Here is a 16,674-nt window from a genome sequence, read left to right on the forward strand (position 1 = left end):
ATCAAATTGGTTTTAAAGAAGGTTATCCCGTTATCCACAGATAGTTTGGTTCTTCATTAAAATCATCATTTTAAAAATTAAAATATTATGATTTGAAGAAAACACTGAATGATCAACACAAAAATGGCAAAATACGGAGGAAATAGAACTAAGTTTATGATTTCCATAAACTTATGAAACTTTTAAGATTGGAAAATGGTTTTTATGAAATAAAATATCAAAAGCTAAGTCTGATTCGATTTACTTGATATTTTCCTACAAACAAGAATTTCATGTTTTCTTTATTTAAATCAAACAACTTAAAAGTAATCATCTGAAATCCTAGAAAGTAATTTTATTTCAGGATACAATGGCCTTACTGAAAAATTTTTCCCATTCCATCTAATAGGAGTAGCAAAATGAGTATTAAAGTAGCGATTAATGGTTTTGGCCGCATCGGTCGTCTGGCATTGCGTCAAATTGAAAAAGCCCAAGGTATCGAAGTCGTTGCTGTTAACGACTTGACTCCTGCCGATATGCTGTTGCACCTCTTTAAATACGACAGTACTCAAGGCCGCTTTGAAGGCTCTGCCGAATTGAAAGATGATGCGATTGTTGTGAACGGCAAAGAAATCAAAGTATTTGCCAATCCTAATCCTGAAGAATTGCCTTGGGGCGAGCTGGGTGTGGACGTCGTCCTCGAATGTACCGGTTTCTTTACCAATAAAACCAAAGCAGAAGCTCATATCCGTGCCGGTGCGCGCAAAGTTGTGATTTCTGCCCCTGGCGGCAATGATGTTAAAACCGTTGTATACGGCGTAAACCAAGATATTTTGGACGGCAGCGAAACTGTTATCTCAGCCGCTTCTTGTACGACTAACTGTTTGGCCCCTATGGCTGCAGTATTGCAAAAAGAATTCGGTATTGTTGAAGGCCTGATGACTACCATCCACGCTTATACCGGCGACCAAAACACCCTTGACGCGCCACACCGCAAAGGCGACTTCCGCCGCGCCCGTGCTGCTGCCTTGAATATCGTACCGAACAGCACCGGTGCCGCGAAAGCCATCGGCTTGGTTATCCCTGAATTGAACGGCAAACTTGATGGTTCTGCCCAACGTGTTCCTGTTGCTACCGGCTCTTTGACTGAACTGGTTTCTATTCTTGAACGTCCTGTTACCAAAGAAGAAATCAATGCAGCCATGAAAGCTGCTGCCAACGATGCTTTAGGCTACACTGAAGATCAAATCGTATCTTCCGACGTCATCGGTATCGAGTACGGCTCACTCTTCGATGCGACTCAAACCCGCGTAATGACTGTTGGCGACAAACAATTGGTGAAAACCGTTGCTTGGTACGACAATGAAATGTCTTACACTTGCCAATTGGTTCGTACCTTGGAGTTCTTTGCTAGTAAAATCTAAAAGCTTCAGGGTAATTAGAATTTAAAAGTCGTCTGAAAAAACTAAATCTAGTTTTTTCAGACGACTTTTATTTATTATCCAAATTATTCACTTTTATATGCTGTAATTAAGCATCCTATAATAATTGCGCATAACCAAACCCACCATGGTGTTAAATCAATACTGAAAAGCCAGAGAAGGCTTCGACCTATATTAAATGGCATATTTGCGTGTTTTAAAATTGAATGAAAAAAATTCAAATAAATAAACTGGCCAAATATGCCGCCAATATAAAAATAGACAAAGAATTTTCCCATAATTACCTCATTGGTTCTTAATTGCACAAGATCGAATCAGATTTACATTTTCTTCGTCATTAAGTATTGCAAAAGCTTTTTGTACATTATTATTTTGGACCGCTTCCTCCATGTAGTTTTCTCCATATTTGGTTTCAAGTGCATCATAGATACATGAACATGTGGATTTATTAGCTCCTCCAATAGTACATTGTTCTATAAACTCTTGTTTTGGACCTCCGCACCCTGCTAAAATTACAGAAGACGTCATTAATAAAACAAATTTAATTAAATCCATATTTAATTTTCCTTTCGCTTAGTATATAAGGCATAGTTTATATTTTAAAATTTTAAATCAAAGTTTATCAAAAAAACAAGTGTTTGATGAAACATGCATAATTATATATTAATAATGAGTTTTAATCTACTTGATTTTTAAAAAATCCAAAATTTATTATAAATTAGTATATAAACTTTAAATAATATTATTTATTTCAATAATTATTGCACAGTTTTCCTTAATTTGAAATCTGACTTCATAATCTGCAATATTCATTACATAAACCCGTTCGGGAATATCTTGATAGGCAGGGCGGGGATCTTGAGCAATGCTTTGCTCAATGAGATGTTTTTCTTCTGTGGATAAATGTTCTGCAAGCGTACTTTCTGCCCAGACTACACTCAATTCTTCAGGTTTACCACTGACAAAGCCTGATGATGCGTCAGGTTTGGATTCGACAAAGGGGATGTAGGGTTTGATATCCACTACCGGGGTACCGTCCAATAGGTCTGCACCGCTGCAATAGATGCGGACAGGTTTGCCTGTTTCGATTCGTTTGAGTTTCAGCAGGGATAAACCGAGATGGTTGGGGCGGTGCGGGCTGCGCGTGGCAAATACGCCCATTTTTTGTTTGCCTCCAAGCCGTGGCGGACGCACCATTTGCGCCCAACCTTCATCCAATACGCCGTGGAAAATAAAATTTATCCACACATAGTCGAAATCTTCCAAGCCCCGAACGCTGTCAGCGGTAAATTCAGGAGTGAGTTCAATGCAAATTTCTGCCGCAGGAACCAAACCGGGTTGGCGGGCAATGCCGAATTTTTGTTTGTAGGGGGAATGAACGGTTGCAATAGGCGTAATCGAATAGGACATAATTTGTGGATAAATATTCTGTGCAAACTGTCATCATATCACAGATGTTTTCCCACATTTTGCGGTAGTAATTTGTTATAATACAAAGAATTTATTCCAAATGTCCGTACATTGGCAATAAATGCTTAATTCGAATAATATAAAATAAAATCAATAGGTCATATTAATCCATGATTGTTTCTATCGATGTAGATGCACAAAAAACGTTTACGCCTTTGTGCCCGAAAGAATTGCCCGTTGCCGAAGGTCATCTGATTGCGGATGAACTCAATGCCCAAGCTGCATTGGCGGATTTGCGTGTGATGACGAAAGATGCGCATCATGCTGCGGCAAAATGGCTTGTGGATAATCCTGTTGATATGTTGAAACCGACGGGTTTACCCGATGCGGATTTGACTTGGGTATCGCATGCGATGGTTGGAACATATGGCTATGAGTTGTTGGATGGCCTGCCTTCAGCCAAGGAATACGATTATTGCGTTTGGAAAGGCGTTGATCCTGAGTTGCATCCTTACGGCGCATGTTTTCACGATATTGAAGAAAAGCTCAGTACAGGTTTGATCGAATGGTTGCGCTGTCAAAATGCAGATACAGTTATTGTCGGCGGTTTGGCAACGGATTATTGTGTGAAGACAACGGTTTTACAGTTGCTTAAAGGCGGGGCTTGGAAAGTCATCGTCAATCAGGCGGCTTGTCGCGGCATTGCTCCGGAAACGGTTGAATCTGCATGGCGTGAAATGCATTCTGCCGGGGCTGTTATTTTAGAAAACGCCGAAAAAATAAAAGAATACATTAATAATCAATAAATTATATTTGAAATTCTATTGTTTCACGTGAAACATTTTCCAAAATATGAAGATTTTACTTGTCCGCTTGTCCAGTATGGGCGATTTAATTCATACGTTGCCCGCAGTTGAAGATTTGGCGCGACAATGTCCTGAGGTAGAGCTCCATTGGCTGTGTGAGGCAGGGTTTGCAGATATTGCCCGCTTACATCCTTTTGTCAAAAAGGTTCATGTAATGAAATGGCGGCAGTGGCGCAAACACCTTTTTCAGGCTGAAACATGGCGTGAAATAGGCCGTCTGAAAACGGATTTACAGGCTGAATCTTTTGATTTTATTTTAGATAGTCAAGGACTGATTAAAAGCGCATGCTTTGCCAAAATGGCGAAATCCCCTATTTACGGTTTGGATAAACACAGCGCGCGTGAAAGTTTGGCTGCCCTTGCATACAGTAAAGCGTTTGCCGTGCCGAAAGGCAAAAATGCGGTCTGGCGAAACCGTGAATTATTCGCCCAAGCATTTGGTTATACAATGTCTGAGACGCAGGTATTTGGTTTGTCGGTTCCTGAATCAGGCCGTCTGAAAAATGTGCAATCCCCTTATTACGTTGCTTTGCATGCAACCAGTCGAGACAGTAAATTATGGCCGGTAGAACACTGGCGTGCACTATTGAAAAAGTTGAATGAAAAGCAACACTGTAATGTGTATCTGCCATGGGGAAATGAAACCGAAAAAATGCGTGCGGAGCAGATTTCAAGCGATTTACCGTTTGCTTCGGTTTGCGACAAAATGAATTTATTACAGGCTGCATTTTTATTGAAAAACGCAGAGGGTATTATTGGCGTAGATACCGGGTTGCTGCATCTTGCCAATGCGTTGGAAAAGCCTGTTGTAGGAATTTATACAGATACAGATCCGGCCAAAACCGGCGTTCAAGTTTCGGCTTATGCAAAAAATTTAGGCGGTATTGCTCAAATTCCCAATGTTGACGAGGTTTATCAAACCTTGATGGATTGTGTTGCAGCATATAGTAAATAATTGCTGGAGAGTTGGATTTATTTTCTGAGTAAATGCTTTAGAAATGATATAATTCCGCTCTATTTGCCAAGATTTATACAAATTTGGTTTTATCATATTGGTGAAAACCGAATTGGATTTTATATAAAGAATGTATCAAAAGCAGTATGCTTGATTTGATGGGCATTCTTTTTAGGAGAATTGAATGAAAGCACTGGTCGCAGTAAAGCGCGTAGTGGACTACAACGTCAAAGTTCGTGTGAAAGCCGATGGTTCCGATGTGGATATCGGTAATGTCAAAATGTCGATGAACCCGTTTGATGAAATCGCGGTAGAAGAAGCTGTCCGTTTGAAAGAAGCCGGAAAAGTAAGCGAGATTGTTGCTGTTTCTCTTGGCGAGAAAAAATGCGAAGAGACGTTGCGTACAGCTTTGGCGATGGGTGCCGACCGTGCGGTTCATGTTGAGACTGATGCGAAGTTGGAGCCTTTGGTCGTTGCGAAATTGCTGAAAGCTATTGCAGATAAAGAAAATCCGCAAATTTTACTGCTGGGCAAACAGGCAATTGACGATGACGCCAACCAAGTTGCCCAAATGTTGGCGGCCTTGTTGAATGCGGCTCAAGGTACTTTTGCATCAAAAGTGCAAATTGAAGGTGAAGAAGCATTGGTAACCCGTGAAATTGACGGTGGTGAAGAGACTGTTGCATTGAAACTGCCTGCAGTCATCAGTGCAGATTTGCGTTTGAACGAACCACGCTTTGTCAAACTTCCTAATATCATGGCGGCAAAGAAAAAGCCTTTGGAAAAATTAAGTCCTGCCGATTTGGCTGTGGATATTTCTCCGCGTTTGAATACCGTGAAATTTGCCGAACCTAAAGCACGTCAAGCTGGTGTGAAAGTGGCTGATGTTGCCGAGTTGGTTGAAAAGCTGAAAAACGAAGCCAAAGTGATCTAAGGAGTATGAAATGAGCGTATTGATTATTGCGGAACATAATAACCAACATTTGAATCCTGCCACTTTGCATGCGGTAACGGCTGCCGCCAAATTGGGTAATGTAGATTTAGTGGTTGCCGGCAGCAATGCTGCTGCGGTGGTTGAAGAGGCGAAACAGGTTGCAGGCGTAGCGAAAGTTTTGGTAGCCGATGCACCCTATTACGCTGAAGGTTTGGCAGAAGAATTAGCGCCTTTGGTTGTTAAACTGGCTGCGGACTACCGCTATGTGGCTGCGACTGCAACTGCGTTTGGTAAAAATCTGTTGCCCCGAGTAGCTGCTCTGTTGGATGTGCCACAAGTTTCGGATTTAACCGAAGTTGTGGATAACTCGACATTTGTCCGTCCAATTTATGCTGGTAATGCTTTTGAAACCGTTCAATCCAATTCTGAGAAACTGGTGCTGACTTTCCGTGCAACCGCATTTGATGCTGCCGGACAAGGCGGTAATGCAGAAGTGGTCAATGTTGAGTCAACGCCTGCTCAAAACCTGAGCCGTTTCGTAAACCGTCAACTTTCCCAGTCTGACCGTCCTGAATTGACTCAGGCAAAAGTGATTGTTTCCGGTGGCCGTGCATTGGGCAGTACTGAAAAATTCAATGAAGTGTTGACTCCTTTAGCGGATGTTTTGGGTGCGGCGATTGGTGCTTCCCGTGCGGCAGTGGATGCCGAGTATGCGCCAAACGATGCCCAAGTCGGACAAACCGGTAAAGTAGTTGCGCCGCAACTGTACTTTGCTATCGGTATTTCTGGAGCTATCCAACACGTTGCCGGTATGCAGGACAGTAAAGTGATTGTTGCCATCAACAAAGATGCCGATGCTCCGATTTTCAATGTAGCAGATTACGGCTTGGTTGGTGATTTGTTTGAAGTTGTGCCTCAATTGACTGAAGCACTGAAAAACTGATGTTTCACGTGAAACGTTCAGACGGCCTTTTATAACAAAGGCCGTCTGAAAATATTTTGGCATGATTACGACCTATAAAACCATTACCACACCGACACAGGCTGAATTTAAAGATAAAGGCAGTCGCTTCATTGCATACGCCTATCCGATCCGCACTTTGGCCGATGTGAAGAAATATCTCGACCCATTAAAGGAAGAGCATCACAAGGCACGACATTGGTGTTACGCCTATCGATTGGGTGTGGATGGAATGCAGTTTCGCGCAAACGATGATGGAGAACCGTCCGGAAGCGCGGGCCGCCCTATTTTGGGGCAAATTGATTCTGTCGGCGTAACGGATGTGTTGGTTGTGGTTGTACGCTATTTTGGTGGTACGCTATTGGGTGTTCCCGGTTTGATTCATGCTTATAAGGAATCGACAGCTCAGGCATTGGCGATAGCTGAAGTTGTTGAAAAGAACGTCGAAAAGACAGTTTGGTTGAAGTGTGAATATCCTGTTTTGAATGAGGCTATACGGATTGCCAAACAATATCAGGCCGATATTGTGGAACAGGATTTGCAGTTGGATTGTAAGTTGACAGTGAAAATAGCGTTGGCCGATTATGAAGCCTGTATTGCTGCTTGGAAAAATACGCGCCAAATTGAAGTAGATACTGAGAAGCCGTTTGAATAAAAGGCCGTCTGAACATATTTGAGAAATCAAAAGTTTCAGACGGCCTTTGATGTTTTAGCCTTGGTATCTGTCTAAAGCATTTACGCTTGAGCGCAAGTGTTCCCAAGCCAGTTGATGAAATTCCCCCAGTGCGTTCCATAGGGCATCTTCGCTCATAATGCTGTATTCGCCCTGTGTACGCAAATCAACATCTGCCCCTTCTTCAATGGCTTGATGGCATGCTTGGTATTCGTTGGTATAGAAGTCATCCATGTCTTGCATGAGGCTTGCAGCATGTTTCCAGCGGGCGATATCTGCTTCCAGTTGCGGCAGTAATTCGCACCATTCGCGGTATTTGCTTTGAATTTCGTCAATACGTTTTTGCATGATTTGTCCTTTCGTTGTTTGAAATTAGAGTATGGTTGTCTTGGTGCAATATTATTCTTAATTTGAAACAGCTATGCAAGATGGAACAATATTCCATCGATTAAATTTTATTTACAACATCTATTCTTCAAGGAGATGGTATGAAATTGCTCGTTATTGGTAATGGTGGACGTGAACACGCACTGGCTTGGAAATTGGCGCAGTCGTCTAAAGTAGAAATTGTCTTTGTTGCACCTGGTAATGCCGGAACGGCAATTGAGCCTAAACTGCAGAATATCGCATTAACGGCGCATCAAGATTTGATTGATTTTTGCCGTAATGAAAATATTGCCTTTACCGTAGTCGGCCCTGAAGCGCCTTTGGCTGCGGGTGTGGTGAATGACTTCCGTGCTGCCGGATTGAAGATTTTTGGCCCGACTCAATACGCGGCTCAGTTGGAGAGTTCAAAAGATTTTGCTAAAGCATTTATGGCAAAATATAAGATTCCAACCGCGCAATACCAAACCTTTGAAAATGCCGATGCGGCACATGATTACGTCAATCAAAAAGGTGCGCCGATTGTTATTAAGGCAGATGGTTTGGCTGCCGGTAAAGGCGTGATTGTCGCCATAACTTTGGATGAAGCCCATGCCGCTATTGACGATATGTTGTTGGGCAATAAAATGGGCAATGCAGGCGCGCGTGTTGTAATTGAAGATTTCCTGCAAGGCGAGGAAGCGAGCTTTATCGTTATGGTGGACGGCAATCATGTTTTACCGATGGCAACCAGTCAAGACCATAAACGCCTTCTGGATGACGACAAAGGCCCTAATACCGGCGGTATGGGCGCATACAGCCCTGCTCCGGTGGTAACGCCTGATGTGTACGAGCGCGCAATGAATGAAATTATTTTGCCGACCGTGGCCGGTATGAAAGCAGAAGGTCATGAATTTACCGGCTTTTTATATGCAGGCTTGATGATTGATAAAACCGGTGCGCCTTATACCATCGAATTCAACTGCCGTTTCGGCGACCCTGAAACCCAGCCGATTATGAGCCGTTTGGATAGCGATTTGGTGGCCTTGGTTGAAGCGGCAATCGACGGCAAACTGGATAGTGTTACTGCCGAATGGAATCCGCAGACTGCAGTAGGCGTGGTGTTGGCTGCACAAAACTATCCTGACTCTCCGAAAAAAGGCGATGTGATCTTCGGCTTGGATAAGGCCAATCAAATCGGTAAAGTTTTCCATGCCGGTACTGCAACGAATGAAAAAGGCGAAGTTGTAACCAACGGCGGCCGTGTGTTGTGTGTAGTCGGTTTGGGCGATGATGTTGCACAAGCTAAAAGCAAGGCTTATGAGGCATTGGAAACAATCCGTTTTGACGGTATGCAATACCGTAAAGACATTGCCGATAAAGCCATCAACCGTTGATAATGAATAGAAACAGGCCGTCTGAATACAGATTGACCGTCAATCGCAGTTTCAGACGGCCTTGGTATTATGATGATGTTCCCCAGAATTTTATCGGCTGTAGCCCAACGCAGGTTGCAGGCGCATCTTAAAAAAGGCGGTTTGGTCGCCTATCCTACCGAGTCTTGCTATGGCTTGGGCTGTATCCCTACTTTGCCCAAAGCACTCAATCAACTGATTCATCTGAAAAAACGACCGCAACACAAAGGCATGATTGTCATTGGCCATAGCTTGGAACAGTTGCAACCTTTGCTGCAAAGGCCGTCTGAAAATATCCAAACCATGCTGCATGAAGCATGGCCTGCTCCGAAAACTTTTTTATTGCCGGCCGGCAAAAAAGTATTGCCCTCATTGCGGGGAAAAAGACGCAGTAAATTAGCTGTCAGGGTTCCTGCGCACGCAGGTGCAAGACGTTTGTGTCAGGTTTTGGAAATGCCTTTAGTCTCTACTTCATGCAATCGCGCAGGAAAACGGGCGTGCAAAACGGAAAGGGAAGTCAGAAGACAGTTTGGCAGGAAAGTCTGGGTTGTAGGCGGATTGATAGGTAAGCAGAAAACGCCTAGCCAGATTATTGACGGAGAAACAGGGGCAAGGCTGCGTTAACGAAGGGCTATATCATCAAAGGAAAGGTATTTATTTGGAGAAGCAAATATTTTCAAAAAGATTGGGATACTTGTGTGAAAAGTATTTAACGCAGATCCAGTTTGATGTATAGCAGTCTGTAAGTACAGATCAATTAAGCAGATAGTAAATAGAGTATAAAGCAGTATTTTGTGAAATGCTCTTGCAAAGAATGAAGCAAACTTTGAGCGTAAATGAATCGCTGTAATAAATTATTTTTGAATAAACAAATTTTGTGGATAAATTGGAAGATAAATTTCCATCAAAACATAAAAAGGCCGTCTGAAACTTGATATTCAAAGCATTCAGACGGCCTTTTAAATATTTAAACTGTGGATAACTTTGTGAATAAGTATGGATTAAAGCTTATGTCCGCACACTGTTTCGTATTGTTTTTCAGTAATCGTACCGCTCATGACGCTCATTGGGCGGATGCTGGTCGGCGTATAGCTTTGGTTGGAAATTACCCGGCCGTGTTCGTCCATCAGTTGCAGCGCTGCCAGACGATAGGTTTTGTTTGAGCAATGAATTTCCCAGCTGCCGATGGCCGTTTTATAGGCAGGCGTGTTGACGAAACGTTCCTCTTTCAGTTTGGAAACGGTTTTTTTATCGCGGAAAGTAACCAGTGCGCCATTTCTTTTAATGCTGCTTCTATCAATGGCAACTTTGATATTGCCTTCAGAGATGGTGCCGATATTGGTCCAGCTGCCACCGCCGCTCGACGTGGTGGTTGTTTCACAGGCACTCAACACCAAAGCCGCAAATGCGGTTGCAACTAGGGAAAAACGTTTGATATTCATAAAACCTCATTATTTACAGAAAGTCAGCCGATATTATCCGTGAAGATGGCATATATCGTAAATCGATTTTGCAAAGTTGAACCTCTGAAAAGAATTTTATGAAAAATACGCTGAAAAGGCCGTCTGAAACCTGTCTTTCAGACGGCCTTGGAGTGTAAAATCATGTATAATTACAAACAATATTTGGTTTTCATCCCATAGGAAGATCCGACATGATTAACCCTATCGCTGCACTTTCCCCATTAGATGGCCGCTACGCCAAATCCGTTGAAGCATTGCGTCCGATTTTCTCCGAATACGGCCTGATGCGTGCGCGTGTCAAAGTTGAATTAAACTGGCTCAAAGCCCTTGCCGCCGAGCCTAAGATTGTAGAAGTTCCTGCTTTCAGCGATTTTACGCTTGCCGAAATTGACAAAGTGATCGAAAACTTCTCACTTGAAGATGCCGCCGCCGTCAAAGCCATTGAGGCGACCACCAATCACGACGTCAAAGCCATCGAATATTGGCTTAAAGAACGCTTCTCCGGCGTGCCTGAAGTGGCTGCTGCCAGCGAGTTCATCCACTTTGCCTGCACCAGCGAAGACATCAACAACCTGTCCCACGCTTTAATGCTGCAAGAAGCGCGTGAGGCTGTTTTGCTGCCGAAACTGGCCGAAATTATCGAAAAACTGACCGGTATGGCGCATGAGTTGGCTGCCGTCCCTATGATGAGCCGTACGCATGGCCAGCCTGCTACACCAAGCACACTGGGTAAAGAAATCGCCAATGTCGTGTACCGCCTGCAACGTCAGTTTAAAAACCTGCAAGCGCAAGAGTTCCTCGGCAAAATCAATGGCGCAGTCGGCAACTACAATGCCCATATGGTCGCTTATCCCGATGTGGATTGGGAAACCCATTGCCGCAACTTTGTTGAAATCAGCCTCGGCCTGACCTTCAACCCCTACACCATTCAAATCGAGCCGCACGACTATATGACGGAATTCTTCCAAGCCATCAGCCGTGTCAACACGATTCTGATCGACTTCAACCGCGATGTTTGGGGCTACATTTCTTTGGGTTACTTCAAACAAAAAGTCAAAGCAGGCGAAGTCGGTTCTTCCACCATGCCGCACAAAGTCAATCCGATCGACTTTGAAAACTCCGAAGGCAACCTCGGTATGGCCAATGCCGTATTGGGCTTTTTGTCCGAAAAACTGCCGATTTCCCGTTGGCAGCGCGACCTGACCGACAGCACCGTATTGCGTAATATGGGCGTAGGCGTGGGCTATACCGTATTGGGCTTTGCCGCCCATCTGCGCGGTCTGAACAAGCTTGAGCCGAATCCTGCCGCCCTTGCTGCCGATTTGGACGCTACTTGGGAGCTGCTGGCCGAGCCTATTCAAACTGTAATGCGTCGTTACGGCGTGGCTAATCCTTACGAGAAGCTGAAAGACCTGACGCGCGGTAAAGACGGCATTACGCCTGAAGTGTTGAGACTCTTTATCGAATCGTTGGAAATTCCGGCAGGAGCCAAAGCCAAATTGCTTGAGCTGACCCCTGCGTTGTATGTGGGTAAAGCCGAAGAGTTGGCAAAACGAATTTAAAAGGTTTTTGTAGGGCGCACTTTCTTAGTTATTGAGATTTTTTGATAGATAAGAACCAGCTTTCTACATTCGACAAATTAAAAAGGCCGTCTGAAATCTCTTTCAGACGGCCTTTTTCGATTCAAACCGTTATTTCACTTTGTCTTTCAATGCACCGTAGCCGGCAGCGTCCATTTCTTCCAAAGGAATGAATTTCAAACTTGCGCCGTTGATGCAATAGCGCAGGCCGCCTTTGTCTTTCGGACCGTCGGCGAAGACGTGTCCCAAGTGCGAGTCGGCGGCATGGCTGCGCACTTCGGTGCGGCGCATGTTGTAGCTGAAATCGTCGTGTTCGGTAACGGCGGCGGCATTAATCGGGTGGGTAAAGCTCGGCCAGCCGCAGCCGGAATCGAATTTGTCGGCAGAGCTGAACAGGGGTTCGCCGCTGACAATGTCCACATAAATACCGGGTTTGAACAAGTGGTCGTATTCATGACTGAAGGCGTATTCGGTCGCGCTGTTTTGAGTAACTTGGTATTGCTCTTCGGTCAGGAGGCGTTTGAGTTCGGCATCGCCGGGTTTTTTATACGTTGCCGCGTCAAAGCCTTTGCCTTGCGGGGCAGCTTTGGTTTTGCCCGGCAGCGGTTCGTCGGCTTTGCGTATGTCGATGTGGCAATAGCCGTTGGGGTTTTTAATCAGGTAGTCCTGATGGTATTCCTCGGCATCGTAGAAGTTTTTCAGCGGTTCGTTTTCGATGACGAGGGGCTGTTGGTATTTTTGCTGCTCGCGTTTGAGCGCGGCGGCAATGACGGTTTTTTCGGCAGGGTCGGTGTAGTACACGCCGCTGCGGTATTGCGTGCCGATGTCGTTGCCTTGTTTGTTGAGGCTGGTCGGGTCAACAACGCGGAAATAGTATTGCAGGATGTCGTCTAGGCTGAGTTTGTCGGCATCGTAGGTGACTTTGACAGTTTCGGCATGGCCCGTATCGCGGTAGGACACGTCTTCGTAGCTTGGGTTTTCCGTTTTGCCGTTGGCGTAGCCGGATACTGCGTCAACCACGCCGTCTATGCGTTGGAAATAGGCTTCCAAGCCCCAGAAGCAGCCGCCGGCGAGGTAGATAGTGCGCGTATTCATGATTGCTGAATCCTTTTTCTGTGTGTCAGGTTTGTAAAATGTGTTTTTCAGACGGCCTAAATCGGCATCGGGATCGCGGATTAAAGCCAATGCCTGCGCTTCGTTGATACTGCCTTTGACGATGCGCTGCACGTCGCCGTCTTTACCGATTAACGCCCATGAAGGGTAAACACTGATATTCAGGCTTTGGGCGATGGTGCCGCCGTTGTCGGTAACGACGGGCAGCTTAGGATAGTTCAAACCGGCATACCATTTTTGAAAGTCGCCGTCTTTTTTCTCGTGTAGAAAACCGGGCGAGGCAACGGTAATTAGGTTGGCAGAACCGAATTGTGCATCTTGCACCCATTTTTCGGTTTGTCCCAATTCGGACAAACACAAAGGACACCAACTTGCCCAAAATTTAATCAGGGTGGGTTTGTCTTTTTTCAGAAAAACACTGGCAGGGCGGTTGTCAGGGGTTTTCAACGAGGACAAAGCCTGCGGTATGGTTGCGGCTTCGGTATCCATCATTTTGGATGAGCAGGCACCAAGCGCAAGCAGGCAGCCGAACTTGGTGCAAAGTGAAAATAATGTGCGGGGATTCATCTCTATGTTTCCTGTATGGATGGTTTCTCTCGTTAGACGTTGGAAATGCCAAAACCTGACAACCTTGATTTTCAGACGACCTTGCCACGTAAAATACGCTACAATACTCCCTATTTCAAGTTTCTAAAATTAAAAGGAAAATTTAATGTTCAGCTTCTTCCGTCGCAAGAAAAAACAGGAAACTCCGGCTCCTGAGGAGGCTCAAGTTCAGGAAACCGCAGCAAAAGTAGAATCTGAAGTTGCTCAAGTAGTTGAAAATATTAAAGAAGATGCCGAATCTTTAGCAGAAAGCGTCAAAGGGCATGTTGAATCAGTTGTTGAATCGGCTGTTGAAACTGTCAGCGAAACCGTCGAACAGGTTCGGGAAGCTTTGACCGAAACGCCGTCTGAAACAGTCGAAAAAGTAGAAGAACACGTTGAAGCGGCAAAAGAAGCGGCTGTTGAAACCACCAGCGAGGCTCTTGAACAGGTAAAAGAAACCGTTGCCGAAATCCCGTCTGAAGCGGCTGAAACTGTTGAGGAAGCAGCGGAACAGGCCGAAGCAGTCAAAAAAGAAGCTGTTGAGGCAGTTAGTGAGACTGTCGAGCAAGTTCAAGAAGTTGTTGCAGAGGCTTCAGCCGAAGCCCCTACTCCGGTAGAAGAACCCAAGCTCGGTTGGGCTGCGCGTTTGAAACAAGGCTTGACCAAATCACGCGACAAAATGGCAAAATCATTGGCCGGCGTGTTCGGTGGCGGACAAATCGACGAGGATTTGTACGAAGAGCTGGAAACCGTGCTGATTACCAGCGATATGGGCATGGAAGCCACCGAATACTTGATGAAAGACGTGCGCGACCGCGTCAGCCTCAAAGGCCTCAAAGACGGCAACGAATTGCGCGGTGCGCTGAAAGATGCGCTGTACGATTTGATTAAGCCTCTGGAGAAGCCTTTGGTCTTGCCGGAAACCAAGGAGCCTTTCGTGATTATGCTTGCCGGTATCAACGGCGCAGGCAAAACCACTTCTATCGGCAAACTGGCCAAATACTTCCAAGCGCAGGGTAAATCTGTATTGCTGGCGGCAGGCGATACTTTCCGTGCCGCCGCGCGTGAGCAGCTTCAGGCTTGGGGCGAACGCAACAATGTAACCGTGATTTCGCAAACTACGGGCGATTCCGCAGCCGTTTGTTTTGATGCCGTCCAAGCCGCGAAAGCGCGCGGGATCGATATCGTGCTGGCTGATACTGCCGGCCGTCTGCCGACGCAGCTTCATTTGATGGAAGAAATCAAAAAAGTGAAGCGCGTGTTGCAAAAAGCCATGCCTGATGCGCCACATGAAATCATCGTCGTGCTTGATGCCAATATCGGCCAAAACGCCGTCAACCAAGTGAAAGCCTTTGACGAAGCGCTGGGTCTGACCGGCCTGATCGTCACCAAGCTCGACGGTACGGCCAAAGGCGGTATCCTTGCTGCCCTTGCCTCTGACCGTCCAGTTCCCGTCCGCTATATCGGCGTGGGCGAAGGCATCGATGATTTGCGTCCGTTTAATGCCAAAGCGTTCGTGGATGCCCTATTGGATTAAACAGACAGGCTAAGGCTTGTAAACGTAGTTTGCGGGGGATTTCTGAACCGTATTTTGAAAGGCTTCGCATTCGGTTGGTACAAAAGCCAAACAGGCTGTTAAAAAGGCCGTCTGAAACCTAAAATCAGGTTTCAGACGGCCTTTATTTATTTGCAGATTTAGTTTTTCCGTGCGGTAACAAACTCTGCCAGTTGGCGCAGGCGCAGGGCTTTGCTGCCGAATGGCTCGATCAGGGAAACGGCTTCTGCAATCAGCGTTTCTGCGTAAGTACGCGCGGCCTGCAGGCCCATCAGTTTGACGTAGGTCGGTTTGTCGTTGTCCGAGTCTTTGCCGGCGGTTTTGCCCAATGTGGCGGTATCGGCTTCGCAGTCCAATACATCGTCGATCACTTGGAAAGCCAGGCCCAATTTGGCGGCGTAGTGGTCTAAGGTTTGGATTTGCGCCGGTGTTAAGTCCGGGCAGGAAAGTGCGCCTAAGGCGACTGCCGCGCGGATGAGTGCGCCGGTTTTGAGGCTGTGCATCTGTTCCAATTCGGCCTGATTCATGGTTTTGCCGACATTGGCAAGGTCGATGGCTTGTCCGCCCGCCATGCCGAGGCTGCCCGATGCTTGGGCCAGCGTGGACAACATGGCAAGCTGGCGTTCGGCAGACAGGCCTGTCGGACGGCTCAATACATCAAAGGCTTGGGTTTGCAGCGCATCGCCGACCAAAAGGGCGGTTGCTTCATCGTATTGCACATGGCAGGTCGGTTTGCCGCGACGCAGACTGTCGTTGTCCATCGCCGGCATATCGTCGTGAACCAGCGAATAGACGTGCACCATTTCAATGGCCGCCATCGCCTGCTCGACGGCATTTTGGTTTGCTTCGCCCAATTCGGACGCGGCAAGTACCAAGAGCGGGCGCAGCCGTTTGCCGCCGCCGAGGGTAACGTAACGCATGGCTTCGTGCAGCGTATGTGGCACTTGGCTTTCAGACGGCAAGAAATGCGCCAGCAGCAATTCGGTTTGCGCTTGGGCTTTTTGCTGCCATGTTTTGAGTTCATTCGCCGGGTTCAAGGTTCAACTCCTTCAGTTCGCCGGCATCCAAGACTTGCAGTTTCTGCTCGACTTCCGCCAATTTGGTTTGGCAGTATCTGACCAATTCGTTGCCTTCCTGATAGGCGGCCAGGGCATCTTCCAGCGGCATTTCGCTGCTTTGCATGGCCTGGGTCAGGGTTTCGAGGCGGGATAAGGCTTCTTCAAAGGATTGGGGGGCGTTTTTTTTCATGGTTTGAAATGATGAGCAGAAAAGGGGAATTGTAGCATTTTTAGATGATGAAGGCCGTCTGAACAGGGGTGAAAACGAAATCAAAGATTTCTGTTTCTTTGTTCAGACGGCCTTTTTTCAAACGGAATA

The 16,674-nt window shown here is 46.0% G+C and carries 17 protein-coding genes; 10 read left to right on the forward strand and 7 right to left on the reverse strand.

What is annotated here, in order from left to right; all coding sequences use genetic code 11:
* Positions 1-398 precede the first annotated feature (398 nt).
* Complete coding sequence (gene gap / locus HMPREF3022_RS09185) at positions 399-1,403, forward strand: type I glyceraldehyde-3-phosphate dehydrogenase (RefSeq protein ID WP_049333089.1); 1,005 nt, start codon at positions 399-401, stop codon at positions 1,401-1,403.
* Between the two features lie 303 nt (positions 1,404-1,706).
* Here the strand turns inward: gap and HMPREF3022_RS09190 are convergent, their stop codons facing one another.
* Together HMPREF3022_RS09190 and tsaA are read right to left on the reverse strand one after the other, a co-directional pair.
* Entirely contained in the window at positions 1,707-1,976 is a 270-nt protein-coding gene (locus HMPREF3022_RS09190) for a hypothetical protein (protein ID WP_049333086.1), read from the reverse strand.
* 177 nt (positions 1,977-2,153) lie between these two features.
* Positions 2,154-2,831, reverse strand: coding sequence for a tRNA (N6-threonylcarbamoyladenosine(37)-N6)-methyltransferase TrmO (gene tsaA, locus HMPREF3022_RS09195; RefSeq protein ID WP_070765520.1), 678 nt, complete (start codon positions 2,829-2,831; stop codon positions 2,154-2,156).
* A 170-nt stretch (positions 2,832-3,001) separates the two neighbouring features.
* Between tsaA and HMPREF3022_RS09200 the strand changes: the two genes are divergently transcribed.
* The 5 genes from HMPREF3022_RS09200 (at position 3,002) to HMPREF3022_RS09220 (ending at position 7,202) form a co-directional block, all read left to right on the forward strand.
* Positions 3,002-3,637: a nicotinamidase gene (locus HMPREF3022_RS09200; RefSeq protein ID WP_070765521.1), complete on the forward strand. Its 636-nt coding sequence runs from the start codon at positions 3,002-3,004 to the stop codon at positions 3,635-3,637.
* A gap of 46 nt (positions 3,638-3,683) precedes the next feature.
* Positions 3,684-4,652 (forward strand): lipopolysaccharide heptosyltransferase I, encoded by a 969-nt coding sequence (gene waaC / locus HMPREF3022_RS09205; RefSeq protein ID WP_070765522.1) that lies wholly within the window; start codon positions 3,684-3,686, stop codon positions 4,650-4,652.
* 184 nt (positions 4,653-4,836) lie between these two features.
* Positions 4,837-5,586, forward strand: a complete 750-nt coding sequence (locus HMPREF3022_RS09210; RefSeq protein WP_049333075.1) for an electron transfer flavoprotein subunit beta/FixA family protein — start codon at positions 4,837-4,839, stop codon at positions 5,584-5,586.
* Between the two features lie 10 nt (positions 5,587-5,596).
* On the forward strand, positions 5,597-6,529 hold the full coding sequence (locus HMPREF3022_RS09215; RefSeq protein ID WP_070765523.1) for an electron transfer flavoprotein subunit alpha/FixB family protein: 933 nt from the start codon (positions 5,597-5,599) through the stop codon (positions 6,527-6,529).
* Between the two features lie 61 nt (positions 6,530-6,590).
* Complete coding sequence (locus HMPREF3022_RS09220) at positions 6,591-7,202, forward strand: IMPACT family protein (RefSeq protein WP_049333071.1); 612 nt, start codon at positions 6,591-6,593, stop codon at positions 7,200-7,202.
* A 54-nt stretch (positions 7,203-7,256) separates the two neighbouring features.
* Here the strand turns inward: HMPREF3022_RS09220 and HMPREF3022_RS09225 are convergent, their stop codons facing one another.
* A complete protein-coding gene (locus HMPREF3022_RS09225; RefSeq protein ID WP_003747758.1) occupies positions 7,257-7,568 on the reverse strand; it encodes a DUF4298 domain-containing protein in 312 nt (103 codons plus the stop codon).
* 140 nt (positions 7,569-7,708) lie between these two features.
* Between HMPREF3022_RS09225 and purD the strand changes: the two genes are divergently transcribed.
* Entirely contained in the window at positions 7,709-8,980 is a 1,272-nt protein-coding gene (gene purD, locus HMPREF3022_RS09230) for a phosphoribosylamine--glycine ligase (protein WP_070765524.1), read from the forward strand.
* 72 nt (positions 8,981-9,052) lie between these two features.
* Positions 9,053-9,622 (forward strand): L-threonylcarbamoyladenylate synthase, encoded by a 570-nt coding sequence (locus tag HMPREF3022_RS09235; RefSeq protein WP_049333173.1) that lies wholly within the window; start codon positions 9,053-9,055, stop codon positions 9,620-9,622.
* Between the two features lie 377 nt (positions 9,623-9,999).
* Here HMPREF3022_RS09235 and HMPREF3022_RS09240 read toward each other — a convergent pair whose 3' ends face one another.
* Positions 10,000-10,440, reverse strand: a complete 441-nt coding sequence (locus HMPREF3022_RS09240; RefSeq protein ID WP_049333067.1) for a surface-adhesin E family protein — start codon at positions 10,438-10,440, stop codon at positions 10,000-10,002.
* 212 nt (positions 10,441-10,652) lie between these two features.
* Between HMPREF3022_RS09240 and purB the strand changes: the two genes are divergently transcribed.
* Positions 10,653-12,023, forward strand: coding sequence for an adenylosuccinate lyase (gene purB, locus HMPREF3022_RS09245; RefSeq protein ID WP_049333065.1), 1,371 nt, complete (start codon positions 10,653-10,655; stop codon positions 12,021-12,023).
* A gap of 129 nt (positions 12,024-12,152) precedes the next feature.
* Here the strand turns inward: purB and msrAB are convergent, their stop codons facing one another.
* On the reverse strand, positions 12,153-13,721 hold the full coding sequence (gene msrAB, locus HMPREF3022_RS09250; RefSeq protein ID WP_049333062.1) for a bifunctional peptide-methionine (S)-S-oxide reductase MsrA/peptide-methionine (R)-S-oxide reductase MsrB: 1,569 nt from the start codon (positions 13,719-13,721) through the stop codon (positions 12,153-12,155).
* Between the two features lie 145 nt (positions 13,722-13,866).
* Here msrAB and ftsY point away from each other — a divergent pair, with 145 nt between their 5' ends.
* Positions 13,867-15,279, forward strand: coding sequence for a signal recognition particle-docking protein FtsY (gene ftsY / locus HMPREF3022_RS09255; protein ID WP_049333059.1), 1,413 nt, complete (start codon positions 13,867-13,869; stop codon positions 15,277-15,279).
* A gap of 158 nt (positions 15,280-15,437) precedes the next feature.
* Here the strand turns inward: ftsY and HMPREF3022_RS09260 are convergent, their stop codons facing one another.
* Together HMPREF3022_RS09260 and HMPREF3022_RS09265 are read right to left on the reverse strand one after the other, a co-directional pair.
* Positions 15,438-16,334: a polyprenyl synthetase family protein gene (locus HMPREF3022_RS09260; RefSeq protein WP_049333057.1), complete on the reverse strand. Its 897-nt coding sequence runs from the start codon at positions 16,332-16,334 to the stop codon at positions 15,438-15,440.
* Complete coding sequence (locus HMPREF3022_RS09265; protein ID WP_003681131.1) at positions 16,318-16,545, reverse strand: exodeoxyribonuclease VII small subunit; 228 nt, start codon at positions 16,543-16,545, stop codon at positions 16,318-16,320. The genes HMPREF3022_RS09260 and HMPREF3022_RS09265 overlap by 17 nt, the downstream gene beginning before the upstream one ends.
* Positions 16,546-16,674 lie beyond the last annotated feature (129 nt).

Source organism: Neisseria sp. HMSC065C04 (genome assembly GCF_001815375.1).
GTDB classification, from domain to species: Bacteria; Pseudomonadota; Gammaproteobacteria; order Burkholderiales; family Neisseriaceae; genus Neisseria; species Neisseria flavescens_D.